The organism is Nonomuraea sp. PA05 (assembly GCF_008086045.1).
GTDB lineage: Bacteria > Actinomycetota > Actinomycetes > Streptosporangiales > Streptosporangiaceae > Nonomuraea > Nonomuraea monospora.
In genome coordinates, this window is record NZ_VSEY01000033.1 from 116,552 (window position 1) to 136,434 (window position 19,883).

The window sequence follows — 19,883 nt, forward strand, 5'->3', positions numbered from 1 at the left end:
CGGGCGGCTACTTGACGCTAACCCAGAATTTGCTGCTGTTGGCGACGCGGTAGCGGACGTAGAAGAGCCAGAGGTTATGTCCAGCCGTCTGGTTGTGATCTGCTCTCACTGTACGGGCTGACGCGTTTTCGTAGAGAACTCATTTGCCGTCGAGTCCCACGAAGCCATACCCCATCCCTTGTTTTATTGAGGCGAACGGGAACTCATCACACTCCTTGCCTTGATTAACCCAGTTCGGGTAGTAGGTTTGACAAACCACCGTGGTTCGATAACGGCCACCTTTTCCATCCGGCGCCAGTTCATCTTTCCCAACGTAGGTGAGGGCCTTTTCTGACGGATTTCGACGCCGCCAGGGAGGAAGCGGGGCGCGTCATAATGCCCTGGCACGTCCTTCTTTACTGTGCCAAAGTCGTTCCGCTTAGGCGGAGGGCTCCTTGTAGGGGCCCATTGGCTCGCTGTCGCATCGGACGGTGGGAACGAGAGGGTCTTTTCTGCTCGGAACGCGCTCGATTTCGGCTTTGCCCACAAGGGCACCTTGGCGTTGGCTGCAAATATCCAGTTCGGGTGGTAGAGCCAGATTGTCGGCTTGATGGTGCAGGTTGCGTAGTATCGCCGTTCGATCTGAAGAGGAACTCGTCGTAGCCGTCCGAGATCCACTTGCTCAGGGTGTCGAGGCGCCGTTCTCCAACGATCCAGTCGCAGGTAGAGCCATCTGGCCCGATCGAGCCCGTTCTTGATCACCTTGATGTTCTTCGCTGCAGTGGAGACGGAGATGTCCCGAGGGTGAAGTCCTGAGCCGCCAACGGATCCCGTGCCCAGTACTACTCCGCTGCCATCCTGGTTCCCAAGGTACGTGTTCCTTACGAGCGACGTCCCCATCATGACGCCGTTCTTGATGGGCTCTGCAGGCAAGCCGGTCAGGGGGGCTACATCGTGAACACCCCATCCCTTCCATCATCCGTTCGCTGATGCATGGAAGAAGTACTTGCGATAGATGTGCACTAAACTGTGGATCTCCGGATGCCCATGGCGGACAGTCGATTCGACGAGGACGGAACGTGCCGGTGACTGATCAGATCGACGTCAAGCTCGCGCCGGTCTCGGTGGAAACGTTCATGCTCCGGGTCGGGTCCGGCGGACGCTGGTTCTACCGACGGCTCACCGCAGTGCCCGGCCAGGGCGAGAGCCCGGACGACGTCGCCCGCCGGCTCGGCGGGCTGCCCAGCGACGAGCCGTCCACGGTCGTGCACTCGACGAGCTGGCGTCACCGGCCGGAGGGGCAGGTGGTGCTGACCTATGCCGTATGCCCCGACCCGGCGCCGCACCTCCCCGCAGAGGAGCTGCCCTTTCTGGACATCGCGCAGGGCAGCGCTCCGGCTGCACCCACGCCGGAGCGCATCAGCATCACCAACGTGGCCAGCCACGCGATCCGCCACCTGGCCTTCCTGCTGGCCACCGATGCCATGGTGCGCCGGGTGTTGCTGGACCATCCGCCCGTCGCCGGGGCGCTGGAAGAACTCGCCCCGCTGACCATGACACGGCTGGACGACATCTCCGCGTAGAGCGGGAAGGTGGTGGCGCTCCCGCGTGGGAAGATCGCTGATGAGGTGGGACCTCAGAGGACTGGCGCACCACCGTCACTGACCTCAAGCTGCCCGGCCAGCAGCCGGGTGTAGGCGCCGTCGTGGTCGAGGAGCTCGGCGTGGGTGCCGGTCTCGGCGACCTGTCCGGCGTCGAGGACGATGATGCGGTCGGCGGTGCGGATGGTGGACAGGCGGTGGGCGATCACCAAGGTGGTGCGGTCGTGGCGGGCGGCGGTCATGGCGGCGGAGACCTCCTGCTCGCTCTCGGCGTCGAGGTTGGAGACGGCCTCGTCCATGATGAGGATGGGGGCGTCCTTGAGCAGGGCGCGGGCGATGGCGATGCGCTGGCGCTGGCCGCCGGACAGGCGGGCGCCGAGCTCGCCGGGCAGGGTGTCGTAGCCGTCGGGCAGGCCGGTGATGAAGTCGTGGGCGTGCGCGGCCCGCGCGGCGGCCTCGATCTCGTCGTCGGTGGCGTCGGGGCGGCCGAGGCGGATGTTGTCGCGCAGCGGGATGTTGAACAGGTAGACGTCCTGCGGGACGAGGGTGATCAGGCGGCGCAGGTCTTCCTGCGGGAAGTCCCGGACGTCGTGTCCGCCGATGGTGATGGACCCGGCGGTGACATCCCAGAAGCGCATGAGGAGGCTGGCGCAGGTGGACTTGCCCGCGCCGGAGTGGCCGACGAGGGCCACGGTCTCGCCGGGGGCGATGGCGAAGGTGGCGTCGGCGACGGCCTCGGGCAGGCCGGGGGCGTAGCGGAAGCGGGCGTCGGCGAAGCGGACGCGCGGCTCGATCGGGCCGGGGGGTGGTTCCTGCACCCGGTCGGTGACGGAGGCCGGGGTGTCGAGGATGGTCATGATGCGGTCGCCGGCGGCGAGGACCAGATTGAGGTCGCGGGCCACGTCGGTGACGGCGATGACCGGGGCGAACGTGGTGGCGGCCAGGACGACGGCCACGGGGAACAGCGCCGGCTGCAGGCCGTCCGCCGCCACGAGCAGCGCGGCGGTGACGAGGACGGCGAGCAGCCCGAGCGTGGTCGCGGCGTTGGTGACGGCGTGTTCGAGGCCGGAGCGGCGGCCGTGGGCGAGCTTGGCCTTGAGCAGCTTGTCGTCCTGTTCGCGCAGGCGGTCGAGCTGGCGTTCGCCGGCGCCGGAGGTGAGGAGCTCGCGCAGCCCTTGCAGGGTGTCCACGGCTTCGGCGTTGAGTTCGCCGAGCTGGGCGCGCAGGCGAGTGCCCTGGTCGGCGGCGCGTTTGCGCAGCCAGGCGGGCAGCAGGGCGAGCAGGATCAGCGCGGGTGCCAGGGCCAGGGCGAGGGCGGGGTCGAAGAAGGCCAGCGCGGTGAGCGCGGCGACGGGGACGGTGACCGCGCTGATCAGCGGGCTGAGGGTGTGAGCGAACCACAGTTCGAGCTGCTCGACGTCGGAGATCGCGGCGCTGCCGAGGTCGCCGGAGCGGCGCTGGAGCAGGTAGCCGGGCGCGAGGCGTTCGAAGGCGGCGTAGACGCGGCCGCGCACGTCGGCCAGCACGCGGAAGGCGGCCACGTGCGCGAGGTAGGACTCCAGCCACGGCGTGAGGGCCAGGAAGGGAAGGAGCACGCCGAGCGTGATCAGGCCGCCGCGCAGGTCTTCGGCGGTGGCGCCGGTGATGGCGCGGCTGACCGCCCACGCGCCGACGCCGGCCGAGGCGAGGACGACCAGGTGGTGGGCGATGCCGCTGGCGATCGCGACCAGCAGCAGCGGCCGGTGCGGGCCGAGCAGGGCCAGGATCGGGCGGAACCGGGAGCCGCCGGTACGGGCGAGTGTGACGGTGGCGGCGGTCATCGGGCGGCTCCGTTCTGGGCGGCGACCAGCCGGGCGTAGGCGCCTTGACCGGCGAGGAGTTCGCCGGGCGGCCCGGCCTCGGTGATGCGGCCGTCGGCCATGACGATGACCCGGTCGGCGGTCTGGACGGTGGACAGCCGGTGGGCGATCATCAGCGTGGTCCGGCCGCCGGACAGGGTGTCGAGGGCGTGCTGGATGGCCGATTCGTTGGCGGCGTCAACGCTGGAGGTGGCCTCGTCGAGGACGAGGATGGGGGCGTCCTTGAGCAGGGCGCGGGCGATGGCGATGCGCTGGCGTTCACCGCCGGAGAGCTTGAGCCCGCGCTCACCGACGACGGTGTCGTAGCCGTCGGGCAGGGCGGTGATGAAGTCGTGGGCTTGGGCGGCGCGGGCGGCGGCTTCGACCTGCTCGTCGGTGGCGCCGGGGCGGGCGAGGGCGAGGTTGCGGCGGACGGTGCCGTGGAAGAGGTAGGTGTCCTGGGAGACGACGGCGACCAGGGCGCGCAGCCGGTCGAGGGGCAGGTCGCGCACGTCGATGCCGTTGATCGCGACCCGGCCGGAGGGGGTGTCGAAGAAGCGCAGCAGGAGCGAGGCGACGGTGGTCTTGCCTGCGCCGGAGCGGCCCACCAGGGCGACGCGTTCGCCTGGCGCGATGTCGAGCGAGAAGCCGTCCAGGGCGGCCCGGTCACGGCCCGAGTAGGTGTACGTCACGTTCTCGAAGGTCACGGAGGGCGGGCCGGTCAGCCCGAGCGGAGTGGTGCCCTGTTCGGGTTCGGGGGTGTCGAGGATCTCGAAGACGGCCTTGAGGGAAGGGATGGCGTTGTAGCTGGAGTGGTAGGCGGACTCCAGCTCCTTCAGCGGCCGGAAGCTCTCGGCGGTGAGCAGCAGGATGAGGAGCAGCTCGGTGACGGTCAGCTCGCCGGCGGCCAGCCGCAGCGCGCCGGTTCCGAGCGCCACGGCGGTGCCCAGTCCGGTGATGAGCGCAACGCCGCCGACGTAGCCGATGACGACGGCCATGAGGCGGATGGAGTCGCGGCAGAACCGGTCGGCCAGGCGGCCCAGCTCGGCGCCGCGCCGGCCGCTGGCGTTGAACGCCTTGAGCGTGGCCATGCCCTGCAGCGCGTCGAGGTTCTCGGCGTACAGGCCCTTGTAGCCGCGGAACCAGGCGGCGTTGCGGTCGCGCAGCACCCGGTCCGACACCAGCGGCAGCACGGGCAGCAGCAGCGCGCACGCCAGCACCACGCCGCCGACCAGGGGGTCCAGGGTGAACAGGTACGCGGTCACGGCGATCGCGCCGAGGACGGAGGCGATGACCTGGGGCAGGAACCTGCCGATGTAGGCGTCCGCCGTCTCGATGCCGTCCACCAGCGTGGTCTGTGACGAGCCGGTGCGCCCGCGCTGGGCGTAGGCGGGGCCGAGCCGCAGCAGTTTGCCGGTCAGACGGCGGCGCAGCTCGGCCTTGACCGCGCCCGAGGTGCGCAGCGCGACGGACTCGCGCACGGCCAGCGCGGCGCTGCGGACGAGCTGCAGGGCGACGATGGCGGCGACCGGCCAGAGAATGGAGTCGGCGCCCTGGCCGGCGAAGATCCGGGCCAGGGCCTGGGCGATGAGCACGCCCTGGCCGACGTAGGTGGCCGTGATGGACAGCAACAGCAGGACGAGCCCTGCCAGGCGCCATCGGATGGACGGTGACAGCGCTAACAGCCGGGGGATCACTGTTCCTCCTTGAGCCGTTCGAAGACGAGCTGGGTGCGTTGCAGGGCGCGCACCCCGTACACCTCGGAGATCAGTGCGGTGAGGACGTCCGCGGGCGGCCCGCCGGCCACGATGCGGCCGGCGCTCATCACGTACAGTCCTGCAGCACCGCGCCGACGACCGACAGCCCGGCCCCGACGAGCAGCGCGAGCAGGGCGCGCGGCAGCCGGAACTCCCGCACGATCTGCGGGATCTTGTCGTAGGTCTCCTTCTGGCCGGGCAGGAAGGCGCTCTCGCCGAAGAAGGTGCGCCCCGCGATCCGGTCGCCCAGCCCGAGCGCGAGCAGCGTCTCCAGGGACGGGTGGTAGCCGGTCACCACCTTGGACGGCGGCTGGTCGAAGGTGAGCTCGCGCCCGCAGTTCTCGATCGTGACAGGGAACCCGGTTCGCGGGGCCGCCGCTTGTGGCTGCGGGGCGGGGGCCTGACCGCACGCGGCCAGGGTGAGTGCCGCCGTCACGAGGGCTGGCAGCCTGAGCGGGACGGGGCGGGGCGGGCGGCTCATGCGGTGAGTCTCCGGAAGTGAGCGGTCGAATGATCGTGAAGCGGAAAACACCACATTCTGCTCATATGACGCAAATGCAAGCAAGTTGCAATAGACGACCACACGCCACCACGGTGAGTAGACGTCTCATGCCGTGACCACCGCCTCCAGCAACGCCTGGTCGCGGGTGATGAGCGCGAGGGTGCCGACCCGCGACTCCTTCCACGCCGCGAGCCTGTCGATGATGCGGGGCAGCGGCCCCAGCAGGGCGACCTCGTCCAGCAACGCATCCGGCACGGCGGCGATGGCCTCGGCGCGGTGCCCCTCGCGGTGGTGGGCGCGGACGGTCTCGGCCTCGGCCTCGAAGCCGATCGCGCGGGCCAGATCGAAGTAGGTGTTGCGGACACCGGGCACGTCCGGGCCGAGGTAGGCGGCGTACAGGGGACGTAACTCGTCGCGGGCCCTGTCGAGATCGCGCGTGCGAGCCGCGTGCGTGATCACAACGATGTCCACCTCGCCGGGATCCCGGCCCGCGCGCTTGAGACCCTCGTCCAGAGGCGCGGTGATGACCTTTTCGCGTTCGGGGGAGTAGAAGCCGGGCAACCAGCCGTCGGCGATCTCCCCGGCGAGCCGGACCATGCCGGGCCCGATGCCGGCCAGATACGTCGGGATCGTGGTGCGCACCGGGTTGAGCAGGACCTTGACCGGGCGGGCGCGGCCGGTCGAGCCGGGGCCGTGATAGGGCAGCCGGTAGTGCTCGCCGTCGTGGGTGACGCGCTCGTCCGCTCTGATCGCCTTGCGCAGGATCTCGACGTATTCGCGGGTACGGGCCAGCGGCTTGCCGTACGGGACGCCGTGCCAGCCCTCCACGATCCACGGCACCGACACCCCGAGCCCGAGCAGCAGCCGCCCTTCGGACAGGATGTCCAGGGTCAGCGCGGTCATCGCGGTGTTGGCGGGGGTACGGCCGGCCAGTTGCAGGATGCCGGTGCCGAGCTTGATCCGCTCGGTCCTGGCAGCAAGGTAGGCCAGCACGCTCACGCCGTCGGCGCCGTACTCCTCCACGCTCCACACCGAGTCCACACCGATCCGGTCGGCGTGCTCGACCAGCGGGAGGATCTCCGTCATCGGCTCCCCGTGGTAACCGAGGGCCAGTCCGATCCGCATCTCGGGGTGCTCCTTAGGCGAAGGGCAGGGGGTCGAGGACCGGCTCGGCCGTGGCGAGCCGGTCTCCGCCGAGGAAGGGGAAGGCCGCGGGCGCGTTGCCGTACAGGCCGGGCACCACGACGCGCACCACGCGCAGTCCGGTGGCGCGCACGTCGGGGGTGGTCAGATCGACCGAGACCGCGCGGAGGCCGGCCTCCGACAGTCGCGCGAGGTAGTCGTCGGGGTCCACGGCGGCGGGACGCGGGCCCGCGACCGGGTGGCGCAGCCGGTCCAGCAGCGGGCCCTGCATGCGCGGGTCAAGGAAGAGCTGCAGGTTGAGTTCCAGGTCGGTCAGGTCGTGCCAGTCGGGACGGAACGCGTCCCGGTAGGTCCTGTCGACCCGGAACGGCCGGTAGGGGTGGTCGGACGTGCGCCACACGGGAGCGTCACCGTCCAGCAGGCCGAGGCTCATGGTGTACGACACCACCGCCTCGGTGAAGGCCTTGGCCGCCGCCGTCTCCGGGGCGGAGCGGCAGGCGGTGCCGAAGGCCACGACCTGCCGGGCGTGATCCTCCAGGAAGACGCCGATGACCGGCACGCCGAACGCCGAGGGGATCGCCAGGAAGGTCACCGACAAACCGCGCCGCTCCGCCTCCGCGACCGGCCGGGCCAGCTCGTCAGGGATGAAGCGGACGGCCTGCTCCCCGCGCAGCCACCACAGCGTGACGGCATCACGTTCGAACAGCTCCTCCAGCGCCGACCGCTCGGCCCGCTGCCGGTTGGAGCCGGCGGCGATGCCGGCGTTGGCGTGCATGCTGATGTGCGGCGGGCGCGTGTAGTTGAGGTAGACCAGCGTGGCTGGCACGAGGACGTCCTTGCCGCTCACCAGGTCGCGGCCGGTCGCCCACTCGATGGGCAGCTCACGGGTCAAGGGAGTGAAAGGGAAGCCGGGCGCCGCGTACTGGTGCGGGGCGTACAGGGCGAGACCGGCCGGATCGATCGCCTCGGCGTCCAGACCGGAGTACGCGGTACGGGGCAGGCCATCGGGGACGGCGTTGCCGCAGTAACGTTCCACCGCCTCGCCGATCGCGGCCTTCCTGGCCTGGTTCTTGTCGAACGCGGCGCCGCCTGCCACCCGGTCGGCCTTCCACGAGGCGAAGCGATCGGTGGCCGAGACGTAGGCCCGGTAGATGACGCAGGAGTCGAGCGCGCTCGTCGCCCGCACCACCCGCGTGATCAGGCCGAACTCCGAGTCGACGAGTTGCTCCGGCGTGGCGGTCCAGTTCCAGCCCGGCCGTGGCAGGGGCAGGACGGGGCGGCGGGTCAGCGACCTCCCGAGGATGGTCTGATGGCCCTCGTCAGGGAGAGGCCGTCCGGACAGGACGCAGAGCACGTCGTCGGCCAGCATCCCGGCCACGAGCCCGTTCGCGACCCGCTCCGGTCCGCCTGTCAGAGCGTCATCGCGGTCGAGGTGTTCCCACAAGGTCAGCAGCTCGTCCGGGAGGCGGGCGGCGGCGAGCCGGCGGGCACGGGTGTCCGCGTAGGTGGCGGTGCGGCCGGGGATGGTGCACGGCCCGATCCGGATCGCCGGGCCGTCGGTATGGCAGCGGTGCCACGGGATGCCGGCGTCGGCGCAGAGCCGGTCGATGCGCCGCCATTCGGCATCGGGCAGCCGGTCGGCGCAGGCGACGACCATGTCCACCCCGTCGGTGGAGTCCAGCGGACCGCGGACCACTTTGACGTGCTCTTGCAGGAGAGCGGTGGTCAGGTCGGCGAGGAGGGACTCCCCGGTCAGGTGGACGACGTGCCCGGTCAGGGGGCGAGCGGTCTCCAGGGGGACGAGAACGCCGCGCCGCTCCAGGGCCTGCAGCAGCTCGGCCAGGTCATCCTGGATCGGGATGGTCCCTGCCAGGGCTTCGGGAAGGAGCCGCATCAGCGTGTCGGGAGTGAGGATCCGGGTCACGCGGCCGTCGGGCTCATGGCAGCGCCAGACGCCGTCGGCGCCCGGAGTGAGCTGGTGTCCGGGGGCGACGCGGAGCGATCGGGTCATCCGGCTGGCCTCCGGAATCGGGCGGGGAACGGGGCTGGGGTGCGGGAGACCGAGGCGCGGCCTCCCGCGGTCGATCACTTGTCGTCGTCCTCGTTCCAGGCGAACGCGGTGTCGACTGCCGGCGTGTGAGCCCTCACGCAGACGGTGGAGTCCTCGATCTCCTCGAATGCGACGTGTGCCATGGCCATCCTCCTTGTGGATAGCTTGCAGGTTCCTCGCAATTGCGAGTTATTCGCAATAGGCACGTTAGGTGGCGCTTCCAGAGGGGTCAACAGCCAATCGCCGCCCAGAACGGCGGACCAATCCCTTGACGCCGGAATCCGGGCGCTACCGGCCGCCGTCTCTACCGGTGAGTGGCTGCTTCAGCATGATCAGCCTGACCCTGTCCCCGGCGTTGAGCAGCGCTGCCACGCGCCAGCCCCTGCGGCGGTACAGCCCGAGCGCCGCGCCCGCGCGCGGATGCGTGGTCAGCCACCACGACGCTCCCGGAGCGGCCGACACCAGCGCGTCGTGCAGCCGCGCCCCGAGCCCATGTCCCTGCATCGTGGGCAGGACCGCCAGCTCCCGGAGGGTGAGGTCCTCTCGCGGCAGCCGGGAGGCCAGCAGGGCGAGCCGGGAGCAGCGCACACCATAGGCGAACCCGTGCACCTGATCGCCGTGAAACGCCGCCGCGAACGTCAACCCTGGCCTGTGCAGGTCGGCGGCGAGCCGTTCGGCGACCGACTCCCTCGGCTCGGACCAGGGCGGAAGGGCGAAGACCTGGCCCGCCACCTCCGCGACAGCGGCCAGCATGCCGGTCACCTCCGCCGCCGGGACGAGCCGGATCTCGATGATGGCGGCGCCCGCCTGGCCCTGCGGACCAAGCTGTGGCCAGGCGGGCGTCGCCGGCATGGGGGTGCGCGTCAGACGCCGCGGGCGGCGTCGTAGCGGGCGATGACGTCATTCCAGTTGATCAGGCCCCACAGCTTCTCCACGTAGTCCGGGCGGACGTTGCGGTACTGCAGGTAGTAGGCGTGCTCCCAGGCGTCGAACACGAGCAGCGGGGTGGTGTTCATGCCGACGTTGCCGTGGTGGTCGTAGACCTGCTCGACCACCAGCCGGCGACCCAGCGGCTCCCAGGCCAGCACGCCCCAGCCCGAACCCTGCACGGTGGCGGTGGCCGTGGTGAGCTGCTTCTTGAAGGCGTCGAACGAGCCGAAGTGCTCGGTGATGGCGTCGCCGAGCTCGCCGTCGGGGCGGTCGCCGCCGTCGGGGGACAGGTTCTGCCAGAAGATCGTGTGCAGCACGTGGCCCGACAGGTTGAACGCGTAGGTCTTCTCCAGCCCGACCAGGCCGCCGAACTCGCTCTTGTCGCGGGCTTCGGCCAGCTTCTCCAGGGTGTCGTTGGCGCCCTTGACGTAGGCGGCGTGGTGCTTGGCGTGGTGCAGCTCAAGGATCTCGCCGGTGATCGCGGGCTCCAGTGCCGCGTAGTCGTACGGCATGTCCGGAAGGGTGTACTGCCCCATGAGCTATCTCTCCTCAAAATCTCGTACTTGCATATATCTCGCAATTACCATAGCTCTGCAACAAGCTTGTGTCCCGGAGGCGTGCCGACAGCGGCGGCAACATCCGCTCAGCACCTGGCCGTCAGTGGTCCATCTCGAAGTCGCTGCGCGCCATCACCGTGGAGAACCCGACATGGGGGCGCGGAAGAATCCAAGGCGAGTCGGCGCGCTTGGGCTACCCGATCGAGGCCGCCGCCGTGTGGGAGATCCTGCACGCCGCCGGTATCGATCCGGCACCCCGTCGGACCGGGCCGACCTGGCGGCAGTTCCTGACCGCACAAGCCCACGCGATCATCGCGTGCGACTTCCTGGTGGTCGAAACGATGATGGGCAGATGCTGGATCGCCATGGGCGACTCGTCGCCGATGCCGCCGCACCGGCCGCGCCGGTGTGAATCGGTGCTTGCGCTCGACGTCGAACAGCGATTCGGCGGCTGACCGGCTGAACCGGGCGCCGCCCGTCTGAGCGCGATCGCCTCCGCCCGCGCCGCGTCATCGCTTCATCGCACCGTCGGCTGCGGCGTCGGCCGCGTTGGCGATCGCCATACCCGCGATCTCCAATCGGCGTACGAGCTCGCGTTCCTTCATCGCCTCGGCCGACAGTTCGCCGGAGAAGATACGGGCGATCTCGTACTGATACATCCGGCGTACCGCGCCGCCGGCCTTCTTGGCCTCCAGGGCGTCGTGTGCCACCGCCGGAGCGCGCGCGGCCAGGGCGCGTACCGCGCCCTCCAGCGCCTCGACGCCGACGAGCAGCTGGTCGAGCAGCGGAACGAACTGCACCTGCCGCGACACTCGATACAGACACGATTCCCGGACGAAGTCCCGCAGCGCGTCGAGCACGTCGTCGATGGCCCGCGACAACCGGAACAGGTCCTCGCGGTCGATCGGGGTGATCAGGGCGTGTTCCAGCTGCGCCACCACCCGGGCTCGCTCGGTGTCGCCCAGGTGCTCGATGGAGCGCATCCGTTCGTGCGCCCGGGCTCTGTCCACCTCTCCGCCGGTCATCGCCAGGGCCAGCCAGACGCCCTCCTTGGTGGCTTGAAGCTGGTTGAGCAGCGCTTGCGTCAGTGCGCTGTCCATCCGTCCGGCCAGCAGATCCCGTACCCGGGTCAGTCGCCTCACAGGCTTGTCAGCTCCCTCAGCGCGAATGCGGCGACGGCGGCCAGCGCGGTGCTCGCGGGCAGGGTCAGCACCCAGGCCAGCGCGATCCTGGTCGCCGTGTGCCAGCGGACCCTGCCGCCACCGCGCGCGGCGCCCAGGCCGATCAGGCCGCCTGCGATGGACTGGGTCATGCTCACCGGCAGGCCGGTCGCCGCGCAGCCGATCACGGTGACGGCCGACCCCGTCTCGGCCGCGACGCCGTCCAGGGGGCGGGAGGCGATGATCTCGCGGCTGAGGGTGCGGCCCGCCCGGGGAATGCCGCGTAGAGCGCCGATGCCGAACAGAACGGCCACCACGCAGGTGACGGGCAGTGGCGCACCCGTCATGCCCAGCGCGAGGGTGAAGACGGCCAGCATCTTCTGGCCGTCGTTGGCGGCGTAGGCGACACACAGCAGCGCGAGCCCAGCCCAGTGCCAGCGCCGCAGCCCGATGGCGGTGGTCAGCGCGGCCAGCAGGCGGGACATCAGCGGCGCGGCCAGCGCGCCGATGAACGGAGCCGCGAGCCCGACGGCGAGCACGAGCGCCACCGAACCGCCGTTGACCGGGAGTCCCCAGCCGAGTCCGGCTCCGGTCAGTCCTCCGACGATGGCCAGGGTCAGGCTGGTCGGCCGGCCGTAGTGGCTGAGCGTCAGGACGACTGCCAGCGCCGCGATCACGGCGACGGTCATCGCGCTCCTGCCTTCCGGCCCATGGAGTACGGCCAGCCGCCGGGTGAACGTCTGCGCCACCTCGTGCGTCGCCAGCGGTACCAGCGCGACCGCCGCCACCAGCACGGCGAGGCCGGCGAGAGGCCGTGCGGTGGGCAGTTTGTGCCCGGTGGCGAGCAACGCACCACCGTCGTTCATGCCGGTGACGAGGGCGAAGACACCCGCGAGCAGTAACTCCGAGGTCACGCGCGCCGCCTGTCCGGCGGGGTCACAGATCGAGCCGTTCGCGATCCACGTGGTCCAGGGCGAGGCGCACCGCGCCGAGGGCGATGCTCTCCTCTCCGAACGTGGACAGGGCGACCTCGGGCGGGTTCAGGCACATCGCCGCCAGGTGGGCGCGCATGGGTTCGAGCAGCAACTCGCCCGCGCGGGAGAATCCGCCACCGACCACGACCAGTTCGGGATCCACCACGAGGACGAGCGCGGAAGCGCCGCGGGCCAGGCCGTGGGCGATCCTGTCGAGCACGCCGAGCGCCCGCTCCTCACCCGCGCGCGCCGCCTCGAAGATCTCCTCCGCGCCGCGCCCTTCCCTGCCGAGCACGACGGACGGGTCCTCCCAGCCGGTGAGGGGCAATCTGCCGAGCTCGCCCGCGCTGCCCGTCCGCCCGGTGCGCAACCGTCCGTCAAGCAGCAGGCCGTGACCGGCCCGGTAGCCGGACAGGACGTAGACCACGTCGTCCACGTGGCGGGCGCTGCCCCGCCAGTGCTCGGCGACGGCCGCGAGGTTGGCGTCGTTGGCCGCGAATCCCTGGCAGCCGAACCACCGGCCCACCTGGCCCCCGAGATCGAGCCCCGTCCAGCCGGGGATCAGGTGGGAGACCGTCACCATGCCCGAGCGGTCGACCACGCCCGAGGTGCCCGCCGTGGCCGCCCATACCCCGCCGCGTGCGACCGCGGCGGCATCGGCACAGGCGGTGGCGGCTCGTTCGGCGAGCGCGAGACGCTCGGCGGCGGGCAGGCGCTCGTCTATGTCGAGCCGCTGCTCGGCGAGCACGTCGCCGTTGAGGTCGGCGAGCATCGCCAGGATTCTGCGAGGGCCGACGTCGACGCCGACGACATGGCCCGCGTCCGCCCGGAACCTGAACCGCCTGGCCGGCCTGCCCGCACCGCCTTCGGTCGGCGCGGCCTCCTCCGCCAGGCCGCGCTCGACCAGGTCGGCGAGGGCCACCTCGGCGGTCTGCCGCGACAGGCCGGCGGCGCGGGCGAGCTGGGTCAGTGTCTGGGCGCCGCCCTGGCGGAGAGCGTGCAGTGTGGCGCGGGTGTTGAGGCGGCGAAGCAGGGCGGTGTCATGAGTTATGTCGGATGTTCTCATAATCCCCCTTGACGGTTTTAGTGGTCGAACCCTAGCTTTACGTCGCATCTTCTCATAATTGGAGTCGGAACATGTCGCAAGTTGGCCTCGCCCTCGTGGGCGCAGGCGATCGGGGGACCAGGTACACCAGGTATGCGACGATGGGCGGCCGGGCCAGGCTGGCCGCGGTGGCCGAGCCAGACGCCCGGCGTCGCGACGCCATGCTCACCGAGCACCCGGGCGCGCTCGGCTTCGACAGCTGGCAGGAACTGGCCGCCCGCCCGCGGATCGCCGACGCGGTGGTCATCGCCACGCTGGACGCCCAGCACGTGGAGCCCGCGGTGCGCTTCGCCGAGCTCGGCTACCACATTCTGCTGGAGAAGCCGATGGCCATCCGGCTGGAGGACTGCCTGCGGATCGTCGAGGCCGCCGAGAAGGCGGGGGTGCTCTTCGCCGTCTGTCACGTGCTGCGTTACACCCCCTACACACGGGCGATGAAGGCGGTGCTCGACAGCGGGCGGATCGGCGAGATCGTCACCATCGAACACCTGGAGCCGGTCGGCTGGTGGCACCACGCCCACTCGTATGTGCGGGGCAACTGGCGGCGTACGGACCAGGCGACGTTCATGCTGCTCGCCAAATCGTGCCACGACCTGGACTGGCTCGCGTACGTGACCGGCCGCAGGGTCTCCCGGGTGTCGTCCTTCGGCGGGCTCAAGCACTTCACGGCCGCCAATCAGCCCGCCGGTGCCGCGGACCGCTGCCTCGACTGCGCTGTGGCGGCTGACTGCCCGTACGCCGCCCAGCGTATCTATCTGCCCTTCGTGGGCGGCGGTGAGCGCTGGCCGCTGTCGGTCCTGAGCGAGGACACCAGCGAGGAAGGCGTCCTGCGGGCGCTGCGCGAGGGCCCCTACGGCCGCTGCGTCTACACCTGCGACAACGACGTGGTCGATCACCAGGTGGTGGACCTGGAGTTCGACGGCGGGGCGACCGCCTCGTTCACCATGACGGCGTTCTCCCCGAAGGCGCCGCGCAAGACCCGGATCTTCGGCACCCGCGGCTCGATCGACGGGGACGGCGACCTGCTCACCGTGACCGATTTCGTGACCGGAGCCACCGAGGTCATCGACCCGCAGACACCGAAGGACGGGCACAGCGGCGGTGACGAGGGCCTGGTCACGGCCTTCCTTGATGCGATCACCGGCGACAACCCGTCCGCCATCCTTTCCCATCCCCGCGAGAGCCTGCACAGCCACGAGATCGCGTGGGCGGCCGAGGAGGCCCGCCTCACCGGAACCGTCGTCACCCTGAAGGAGCAGCAATGACCAGAGCGCTCGCGCTCACCTGCGCACTGGCGCTCGCCGCCACGGCGGCATGTGGCACCAGCGAGGAGCCGGGAGGCGCCGACGGGCGCGGTCCCATCACGCTCACCGACACCCAGAGCCACGAAGAGGCCACCAGGAAGGTCATCGACGCCTGGAACGCCGCGCACCCCGACGAGAAGGTGACCCTCGACATCCAGCCAAAGGACGCCGACAGCCAGCGGCAGCGCCTCATCAACAACGCGCAGACCAAGTCCGACGCGATGGACGTCATGATGCTGGACGCGGTGTGGACGGCCGAATTCGCCGCCAACCGGTGGATCGACCCGGTCCCTGACGGCACGCTCAAGACCGAGGAGTTTCTCGCGCCCACCCTGGAGACGGCCCGCTACCGCGGCAAACTGTACGCCACCCCCTGGCTGACCGGCACCGGGCTGCTCTACTACCGCAAGGATCTGCTCAGCGAGGCTCCCAAGACCTGGGCGGAGCTGAAGAAGAGCTGCGACCAGGTGCTCCCCAAGCAGCAGGGCATGTCGTGTTACGCCGGGCTGCTGGACAAGTACGAGGGCCTGACGGTCTCCTTCTCCGAAGCCGTGCAGTCCGCCGGCGGCACCGTGGTCGACGCCTCCGGCAATCCCACGCTGAACACCGACGCCGCCAAGGCGGGCCTGAGCTTCCTCGTCGACGGATTCAAGAGCGGCCTCATCCCCAAGGAGGGCATCACGTTCAAGGAGGAAGAGGTCAAGAACGCCCTGCAATCGGGCAAGGTGCTGTTCGCGCGGAGCTGGGCCTCCCTCTACGGCACCGCGAACGCCCCCGACAGCCCGCTCGCCGGCAAGGTCGACGTTGCCCCCATCCCCGGTCTCGACGGTCTGGGCAGCGGCACTCTGGGCGGCGCCAACCTGGCGATCTCCGCCTTCTCCAAGAACAAGGCGACCGCCAAGGACTTCCTCGCATTCTTCACCTCGGCCGAGCAGATGAAGATCTGGGCCACGATCAACAGCACCCCGGTCTCGCGTACGGCTCTCTACGACGACCAGGAACTCGTCGCGAAGTACCCCTACCTCCCTTCCCTGAAGGAGGGCGTGCTCGCTGCCAAGCCCCGGCCGGTCGCGGTGAAGTACGGCGACGTGACGGCCGCGATTCAGAACGCCGTCTACCCGGCGCTGTCCGGCGAGGTGGCCGTCGACCAGGCACTGGCCGGGCTGCAGCAGCAACTGTCGGGGCTGCTCAAGCAATGAGGCGCGGCGCGCGGTGGTTCACCGCACTGATGATCTCTCCCACCCTCCTCGTGCTGGCCCTGGTGGTGTTCTACCCCCTGCTCGCCGTGGTCCGCGAGTCGATGTACGTCAGCGGGGAGGGCCTGGACGCCGACGGCTTCGTCGTCGAGGGCGAGCGGTTCGTCGGCCTGGCACACTACGCCGGGCTGCTCGGCGAGCGCTTCGTCAACGCCCTGGCCAACACGACGGTGTTCACCCTCACCACCGTCGTGCTCGAGACCTTGCTCGGCGTCGCCATGGCGCTGGTCATGCACAGTGTCCTGCGTGGCAAGGGCCTGATACGGGCCAGCATCCTGATCCCCTGGGCGGTGCCCACGGCCATCTCCGGACTGATGTGGCGGTGGGTGTTCCAGGCCGACGGCGTGGCCAACGCCATCATCGGCGAGAAGATCCTGTGGACGACCGAAGGCGTGCAGGCCAAGCTCGCCGTCATCATCGCCGACGTCTGGAAGACCGCGCCGTTCGTCGGGCTGCTGGTGCTGGCTGGGCTGCAGATCATCCCGGCCATGGTCTACGAGGCCGCGAAGGTGGACGGGGCCTCGGCCTGGCAGACGTTCTGGCGGATCACTCTGCCACTGGTCAAGCCCGCGCTGGTGGTGGCGGTGCTATTCCGCGTCCTGGACGCGCTGGCCATGTTCGACCTGCCGTTCGTGATGATCGGCCGCGGCAAGCTCTCGGTGGAGACCCTGCCGGCCCTGGTCTGGGACGAGGCCACCCAGCTTAGATACGGGCCCGCGGCCGCGTACGGGATCGTGCTCATCACCTACGTGTCCGTCATCGTGCTGATCTTCGTCCGGTTGCTCGGCGCCGACCTGCTCGCCGACGCGCGATCAAGGAAGCGAGCGGCATGAAGAAAGCCCTGGCCGCCGGAGTCATCGTGGTGTACTGCCTGGCGCCGTTCTACTGGATGATCGTCTCCAGCCTGCGCCGCACCGGGGACATCTTCAGCACCACGCCCTGGCCGTCGCCACCGTCACTGGAGAACTACGCCGCGGTCTTCTCCGGGCACAGCGACTTCGGCCGAGCGCTGCTCAACAGCCTCGTCGTGTCGGCCGCCACCACCGTGCTGACGCTGCTGTTCGGCATCTGCTGCGCCTACGCACTGGCCAGGCTCAGCTTCCGCGGCAAGAACCTGGTGCTCGGGCTGATCATCGGCACGTCGATGTTCCCCGGAGCGCTACTGATCGTTCCCCTGCTCAAGCTCTTCACCGAGCTGGGCTGGATCAACACTTATCACGCCATGATCATCCCGAGCATGTCGTTCGCTCTGCCGCTGGCCGTCTGGACGCTCACCGCGTTCTTCCGCCAGATGCCGCACGAGCTGGAGCAGGCCGCCACCATCGACGGCTGCACCCGCTTCGGGGCCTTCCGCCGGGTGATCCTGCCCGTCGCCGCCCCCGGCGTGTTCACCACCGCGATCCTGGCGTTCTTCGCCACCTGGAACGAATTCATGATCGCCCTCACCATGATCAGCAAGGCGGACATGCAGACGGCCACCGTACGCGTGGCCCAGTTCGGCGGCGCCTCGGACTTCGACACGCCCTTCGGCACCCAGATGGCCGCCGGCGTCATCGTCACGATCCCCCTCGTCATCCTCGTACTGGTCTTTCAGAAGCGGATCGTCGCTGGGCTCACGTCCGGCGCGCTCAAGTAGTCACGTCTCCCGGTCATCGGCTTACCGTGAACAGGAAGGAACCCCCCCACCATGAGCATCAGCAGAAGAGGTCTGCTCGGCGCGAGCGCGGTCGCGGCGGCCGGAGTCGGCCTGGCCGCCGTCCCGGCCGCCGCGACCGTGGACAAGCGCCGCATCAAGCGCGGAGTCCTCCGCGTGGCCAGCTTCAACATCCACTACGGCGCGGGACCGGACAACGTCTTCGACCTCGAGCACACTGCCGAGATCATCGAGGCGATCGATCCCGACGTCGTCGGGCTGCAGGAGGTCGACAAGCACTTCCGCGTGCGCAGCAACTGGCTCGACACCGCGAGCGAGCTGGCCAAGATGCTCGGCATGCACCAGACGTACGGTCCCAACATCGACCTCGACCCGCTGGAGGCGGGCCAGCCCCGACGGCAGTACGGCACGGCGTTCCTGTCCCGCTGGCCCATTCTCGAATCGCGCAACACCCGCCTTCCGCAGTACTCCGGCAGTGAGCCGCGCGGGCTGCTGGAGGCCGTCGTCAACATTCAGGGCAAGAGGGTCCGGCTGGGCAACTCCCACATGCAGCACACCAGCGACGCCGAATGGCAGGAACAGGCCGACGCCATCGTGAACCTGCTCGGCCAGTCCGCGGAACCGGTCATCTTCCTGGGCGACACCAACGCCGTGCCCGCCTTCCCCGGCATGACGACCTTCACGGACCGCTATGACGACGTGTGGGCCCGAATCGGAGTCGGCGAAGGACTGTCGGCGGCCAACACGTGGCGCTTCGACTACATCTTCGTGCCCAAGGGCTCCGATGTGCGCTCGGCCTGGCTGGTGAGCACTGACGTCTCCGACCATCTGCCGCTCGTCACCGACGTCCTGCTGCCGTGAGACCGGTCATCAGGTTCCGAGCCCTCCTCGCCGCCGTCCTCGGCCTGGCGCTGACCACCGCCCCCGCACACGCGGATCCCGGCGGCCACTGGGTGGACGCCTGGGCCACCGCGCTGCACCGCTCGTCGGCCGCCGCCATCCCCCCGCTCTACGAGAACCAGACCATCCGCATGGTCGTGCCCATGCGCGGCAGTGGCAACGCCGTCCGGGTCCAGCTCTCCAACGCCCATGGCGATCAGCCCGTCACGTTCGGCGCCGTCACGGTCGCGCTCAGCGAAAGCGGCGCGAGCTTGGCGGAGGGGACGCTGAGCCCGGTCACGTTCTCCGGCGCCTCCTCGGTGACCGCCCCGGCGGGGCAGACGGTACGTAGCGACCCGATCCGTCTGCACGTCAGAACGGGCCGGCACCTGGCGGTCAGCGTCTACCTGCCCACCGCCACCGGTCCGGCGACCTGGCACCGTTCGGCCGTACAGACCAACTACGTCTCCGAACCCGGCGACCACACCGGCGACCTGGACGGCGGCTCCTTCCCCGCCACGATGCGAAGCTGGATCTTCCTGGACGCCGTCGCCGTGAACCACGGCCCCACCCCTGGCACACTGGTGGCCGTCGGCGACTCCATCACCGACGGCTCGGGCACCAAGGTCGACGGCTTCGAACGCTGGCCCGACCGGCTGGCGGCCAGACTCGCGGCCGGGCCGGGCCGCCACCCCGCGGTGGTGAACACCGGCATCGGCGGCAACCGAGTCCTCACCGACACAGCCCAGGATGGCCAGAGCCTGCTCAACCGCCTCGAACGCGACGTGCTCTCCCGGGCGGGGCTGACGCACGTCATCCTGCTGGAAGGTGGCAACGACCTGCGCAACGGCGCCACCGCCGACCAGCTCATCACCGCCTACAAGGAGATCATCACCAAGGTGCGCGCCCGGGGTGCGATGATCTACGGCGGCACCATCACCCCGCGCAAGGGCGGCTCCGGCTACACCGAGACCGCCGAAGCCCACCGTCAGACCGTCAACACGTGGATCGCCACCAGCGGCGAGTTCGACGGCGTCATCGACTTCGCCACCGCCGTCGCCGACCCCTTCGATCCACAGTCCCTGGCACCCGCCTACGACAGGGGCGACCACATCCACCCCAACGCCGCCGGCTTCGCCGCGATGGCGGACGCCGTGGATCTCTCCCTGCTCCGGTAACGCCCGCCCTGCCCCG

Annotated in this window: 19 protein-coding genes; 8 read left to right on the forward strand and 11 right to left on the reverse strand. The window is 69.9% G+C overall.

From position 1 onward, the window contains the following. Positions 1 to 1,064 precede the first annotated feature (1,064 nt). The gene (locus tag FXF51_RS41175) at positions 1,065 to 1,562 is read left to right on the forward strand and encodes a hypothetical protein (RefSeq protein ID WP_148440190.1); all 498 of its coding nucleotides are present in this window, start codon (positions 1,065 to 1,067) and stop codon (positions 1,560 to 1,562) included. Positions 1,563 to 1,615: 53 nt separating this feature from the next. Here the strand turns inward: FXF51_RS41175 and cydC are convergent, their stop codons facing one another. The 8 genes from cydC to FXF51_RS41215 all read right to left on the reverse strand — a co-directional run bounded on the left by cydC (position 1,616) and on the right by FXF51_RS41215 (position 10,336). Continuing rightward, the gene (cydC, locus tag FXF51_RS41180; RefSeq protein WP_148440191.1) at positions 1,616 to 3,400 is read right to left on the reverse strand and encodes a thiol reductant ABC exporter subunit CydC; all 1,785 of its coding nucleotides are present in this window, start codon (positions 3,398 to 3,400) and stop codon (positions 1,616 to 1,618) included. Continuing rightward, entirely contained in the window at positions 3,397 to 5,115 is a 1,719-nt protein-coding gene (locus tag FXF51_RS41185) for an ABC transporter ATP-binding protein (protein ID WP_148440192.1), read from the reverse strand. The genes cydC and FXF51_RS41185 overlap by 4 nt, the downstream gene beginning before the upstream one ends. After that, positions 5,112 to 5,243, reverse strand: a complete 132-nt coding sequence (locus FXF51_RS63085; RefSeq protein WP_262380155.1) for a hypothetical protein — start codon at positions 5,241 to 5,243, stop codon at positions 5,112 to 5,114. Before FXF51_RS63085 ends, FXF51_RS41185 begins: the two co-directional genes overlap by 4 nt. Further along, positions 5,243 to 5,656 (reverse strand): iron chelate uptake ABC transporter family permease subunit, encoded by a 414-nt coding sequence (locus tag FXF51_RS63090; protein WP_148440193.1) that lies wholly within the window; start codon positions 5,654 to 5,656, stop codon positions 5,243 to 5,245. Before FXF51_RS63090 ends, FXF51_RS63085 begins: the two co-directional genes overlap by 1 nt. A 126-nt stretch (positions 5,657 to 5,782) precedes the next feature. Then, positions 5,783 to 6,802, reverse strand: coding sequence for an LLM class F420-dependent oxidoreductase (locus tag FXF51_RS41200; RefSeq protein ID WP_148440194.1), 1,020 nt, complete (start codon positions 6,800 to 6,802; stop codon positions 5,783 to 5,785). Between the two features lie 13 nt (positions 6,803 to 6,815). Next, entirely contained in the window at positions 6,816 to 8,831 is a 2,016-nt protein-coding gene (locus tag FXF51_RS41205; protein ID WP_148440195.1) for a YcaO-like family protein, read from the reverse strand. A gap of 327 nt (positions 8,832 to 9,158) precedes the next feature. Further along, positions 9,159 to 9,722 carry a GNAT family N-acetyltransferase gene (locus tag FXF51_RS41210; protein WP_148440196.1) on the reverse strand — a complete coding sequence of 188 codons (564 nt, stop codon included), beginning with the start codon at positions 9,720 to 9,722 and terminating at the stop codon, positions 9,159 to 9,161. A gap of 11 nt (positions 9,723 to 9,733) precedes the next feature. Then, positions 9,734 to 10,336, reverse strand: a complete 603-nt coding sequence (locus FXF51_RS41215) for a superoxide dismutase (RefSeq protein WP_148440197.1) — start codon at positions 10,334 to 10,336, stop codon at positions 9,734 to 9,736. Positions 10,337 to 10,545: 209 nt separating this feature from the next. Between FXF51_RS41215 and FXF51_RS62160 the strand changes: the two genes are divergently transcribed. Next, positions 10,546 to 10,812, forward strand: a complete 267-nt coding sequence (locus FXF51_RS62160; RefSeq protein WP_222871682.1) for a hypothetical protein — start codon at positions 10,546 to 10,548, stop codon at positions 10,810 to 10,812. 54 nt (positions 10,813 to 10,866) lie between these two features. Here the strand turns inward: FXF51_RS62160 and FXF51_RS41225 are convergent, their stop codons facing one another. The 3 genes from FXF51_RS41225 to FXF51_RS41235 are packed head-to-tail and all read right to left on the reverse strand — an operon-like array spanning position 10,867 to position 13,557. Further along, positions 10,867 to 11,457: a DUF47 domain-containing protein gene (locus tag FXF51_RS41225; RefSeq protein WP_262380156.1), complete on the reverse strand. Its 591-nt coding sequence runs from the start codon at positions 11,455 to 11,457 to the stop codon at positions 10,867 to 10,869. 38 nt (positions 11,458 to 11,495) lie between these two features. Then, positions 11,496 to 12,431, reverse strand: coding sequence for an inorganic phosphate transporter (locus FXF51_RS41230; RefSeq protein WP_262380157.1), 936 nt, complete (start codon positions 12,429 to 12,431; stop codon positions 11,496 to 11,498). A 22-nt stretch (positions 12,432 to 12,453) separates the two neighbouring features. Then, a complete protein-coding gene (locus tag FXF51_RS41235) occupies positions 12,454 to 13,557 on the reverse strand; it encodes an ROK family transcriptional regulator (protein WP_187414853.1) in 1,104 nt (367 codons plus the stop codon). Between the two features lie 71 nt (positions 13,558 to 13,628). Between FXF51_RS41235 and FXF51_RS41240 the strand changes: the two genes are divergently transcribed. The 6 genes from FXF51_RS41240 to FXF51_RS41265 are packed head-to-tail and all read left to right on the forward strand — an operon-like array spanning position 13,629 to position 19,867. Next, complete coding sequence (locus tag FXF51_RS41240; protein WP_148440200.1) at positions 13,629 to 14,861, forward strand: Gfo/Idh/MocA family protein; 1,233 nt, start codon at positions 13,629 to 13,631, stop codon at positions 14,859 to 14,861. Then, positions 14,858 to 16,099, forward strand: coding sequence for an ABC transporter substrate-binding protein (locus FXF51_RS41245; protein ID WP_148440201.1), 1,242 nt, complete (start codon positions 14,858 to 14,860; stop codon positions 16,097 to 16,099). Before FXF51_RS41240 ends, FXF51_RS41245 begins: the two co-directional genes overlap by 4 nt. Positions 16,100 to 16,128: 29 nt before the next feature. Then, positions 16,129 to 16,989: a carbohydrate ABC transporter permease gene (locus tag FXF51_RS41250; RefSeq protein WP_222871683.1), complete on the forward strand. Its 861-nt coding sequence runs from the start codon at positions 16,129 to 16,131 to the stop codon at positions 16,987 to 16,989. After that, on the forward strand, positions 16,986 to 17,792 hold the full coding sequence (locus FXF51_RS41255) for a carbohydrate ABC transporter permease (RefSeq protein ID WP_148440203.1): 807 nt from the start codon (positions 16,986 to 16,988) through the stop codon (positions 17,790 to 17,792). The genes FXF51_RS41250 and FXF51_RS41255 overlap by 4 nt, the downstream gene beginning before the upstream one ends. A gap of 51 nt (positions 17,793 to 17,843) precedes the next feature. Then, on the forward strand, positions 17,844 to 18,671 hold the full coding sequence (locus FXF51_RS41260) for an endonuclease/exonuclease/phosphatase family protein (RefSeq protein ID WP_148440204.1): 828 nt from the start codon (positions 17,844 to 17,846) through the stop codon (positions 18,669 to 18,671). Next, a complete protein-coding gene (locus FXF51_RS41265) occupies positions 18,668 to 19,867 on the forward strand; it encodes an SGNH/GDSL hydrolase family protein (protein ID WP_148440205.1) in 1,200 nt (399 codons plus the stop codon). Before FXF51_RS41260 ends, FXF51_RS41265 begins: the two co-directional genes overlap by 4 nt. Positions 19,868 to 19,883: the final 16 nt, after the last annotated feature.

Excerpts from the sequence above, each read along its gene's own strand:
- cydC (WP_148440191.1), bottom strand. The coding sequence starts at position 3,400 with ATGACCGCCGCCACCGTCACACTCGCCCGTACCGGCGGCTCCCGGTTC.
- FXF51_RS63085 (WP_262380155.1), bottom strand. The coding sequence starts at position 5,243 with ATGAGCGCCGGCCGCATCGTGGCCGGCGGGCCGCCCGCGGACGTCCTC.
- FXF51_RS63090 (WP_148440193.1), bottom strand. The coding sequence starts at position 5,656 with ATGAGCCGCCCGCCCCGCCCCGTCCCGCTCAGGCTGCCAGCCCTCGTG.
- FXF51_RS41200 (WP_148440194.1), bottom strand. The coding sequence starts at position 6,802 with ATGCGGATCGGACTGGCCCTCGGTTACCACGGGGAGCCGATGACGGAG.
- FXF51_RS41205 (WP_148440195.1), bottom strand. The coding sequence starts at position 8,831 with ATGACCCGATCGCTCCGCGTCGCCCCCGGACACCAGCTCACTCCGGGC.
- FXF51_RS41210 (WP_148440196.1), bottom strand. The coding sequence starts at position 9,722 with ATGCCGGCGACGCCCGCCTGGCCACAGCTTGGTCCGCAGGGCCAGGCG.
- FXF51_RS41215 (WP_148440197.1), bottom strand. The coding sequence starts at position 10,336 with ATGGGGCAGTACACCCTTCCGGACATGCCGTACGACTACGCGGCACTG.
- FXF51_RS41225 (WP_262380156.1), bottom strand. The coding sequence starts at position 11,457 with ATGGACAGCGCACTGACGCAAGCGCTGCTCAACCAGCTTCAAGCCACC.
- FXF51_RS41235 (WP_187414853.1), bottom strand. The coding sequence starts at position 13,557 with ATGAGAACATCCGACATAACTCATGACACCGCCCTGCTTCGCCGCCTC.
- FXF51_RS41240 (WP_148440200.1), top strand. The coding sequence starts at position 13,629 with ATGTCGCAAGTTGGCCTCGCCCTCGTGGGCGCAGGCGATCGGGGGACC.
- FXF51_RS41245 (WP_148440201.1), top strand. The coding sequence starts at position 14,858 with ATGACCAGAGCGCTCGCGCTCACCTGCGCACTGGCGCTCGCCGCCACG.
- FXF51_RS41250 (WP_222871683.1), top strand. The coding sequence starts at position 16,129 with ATGATCTCTCCCACCCTCCTCGTGCTGGCCCTGGTGGTGTTCTACCCC.
- FXF51_RS41255 (WP_148440203.1), top strand. The coding sequence starts at position 16,986 with ATGAAGAAAGCCCTGGCCGCCGGAGTCATCGTGGTGTACTGCCTGGCG.
- FXF51_RS41260 (WP_148440204.1), top strand. The coding sequence starts at position 17,844 with ATGAGCATCAGCAGAAGAGGTCTGCTCGGCGCGAGCGCGGTCGCGGCG.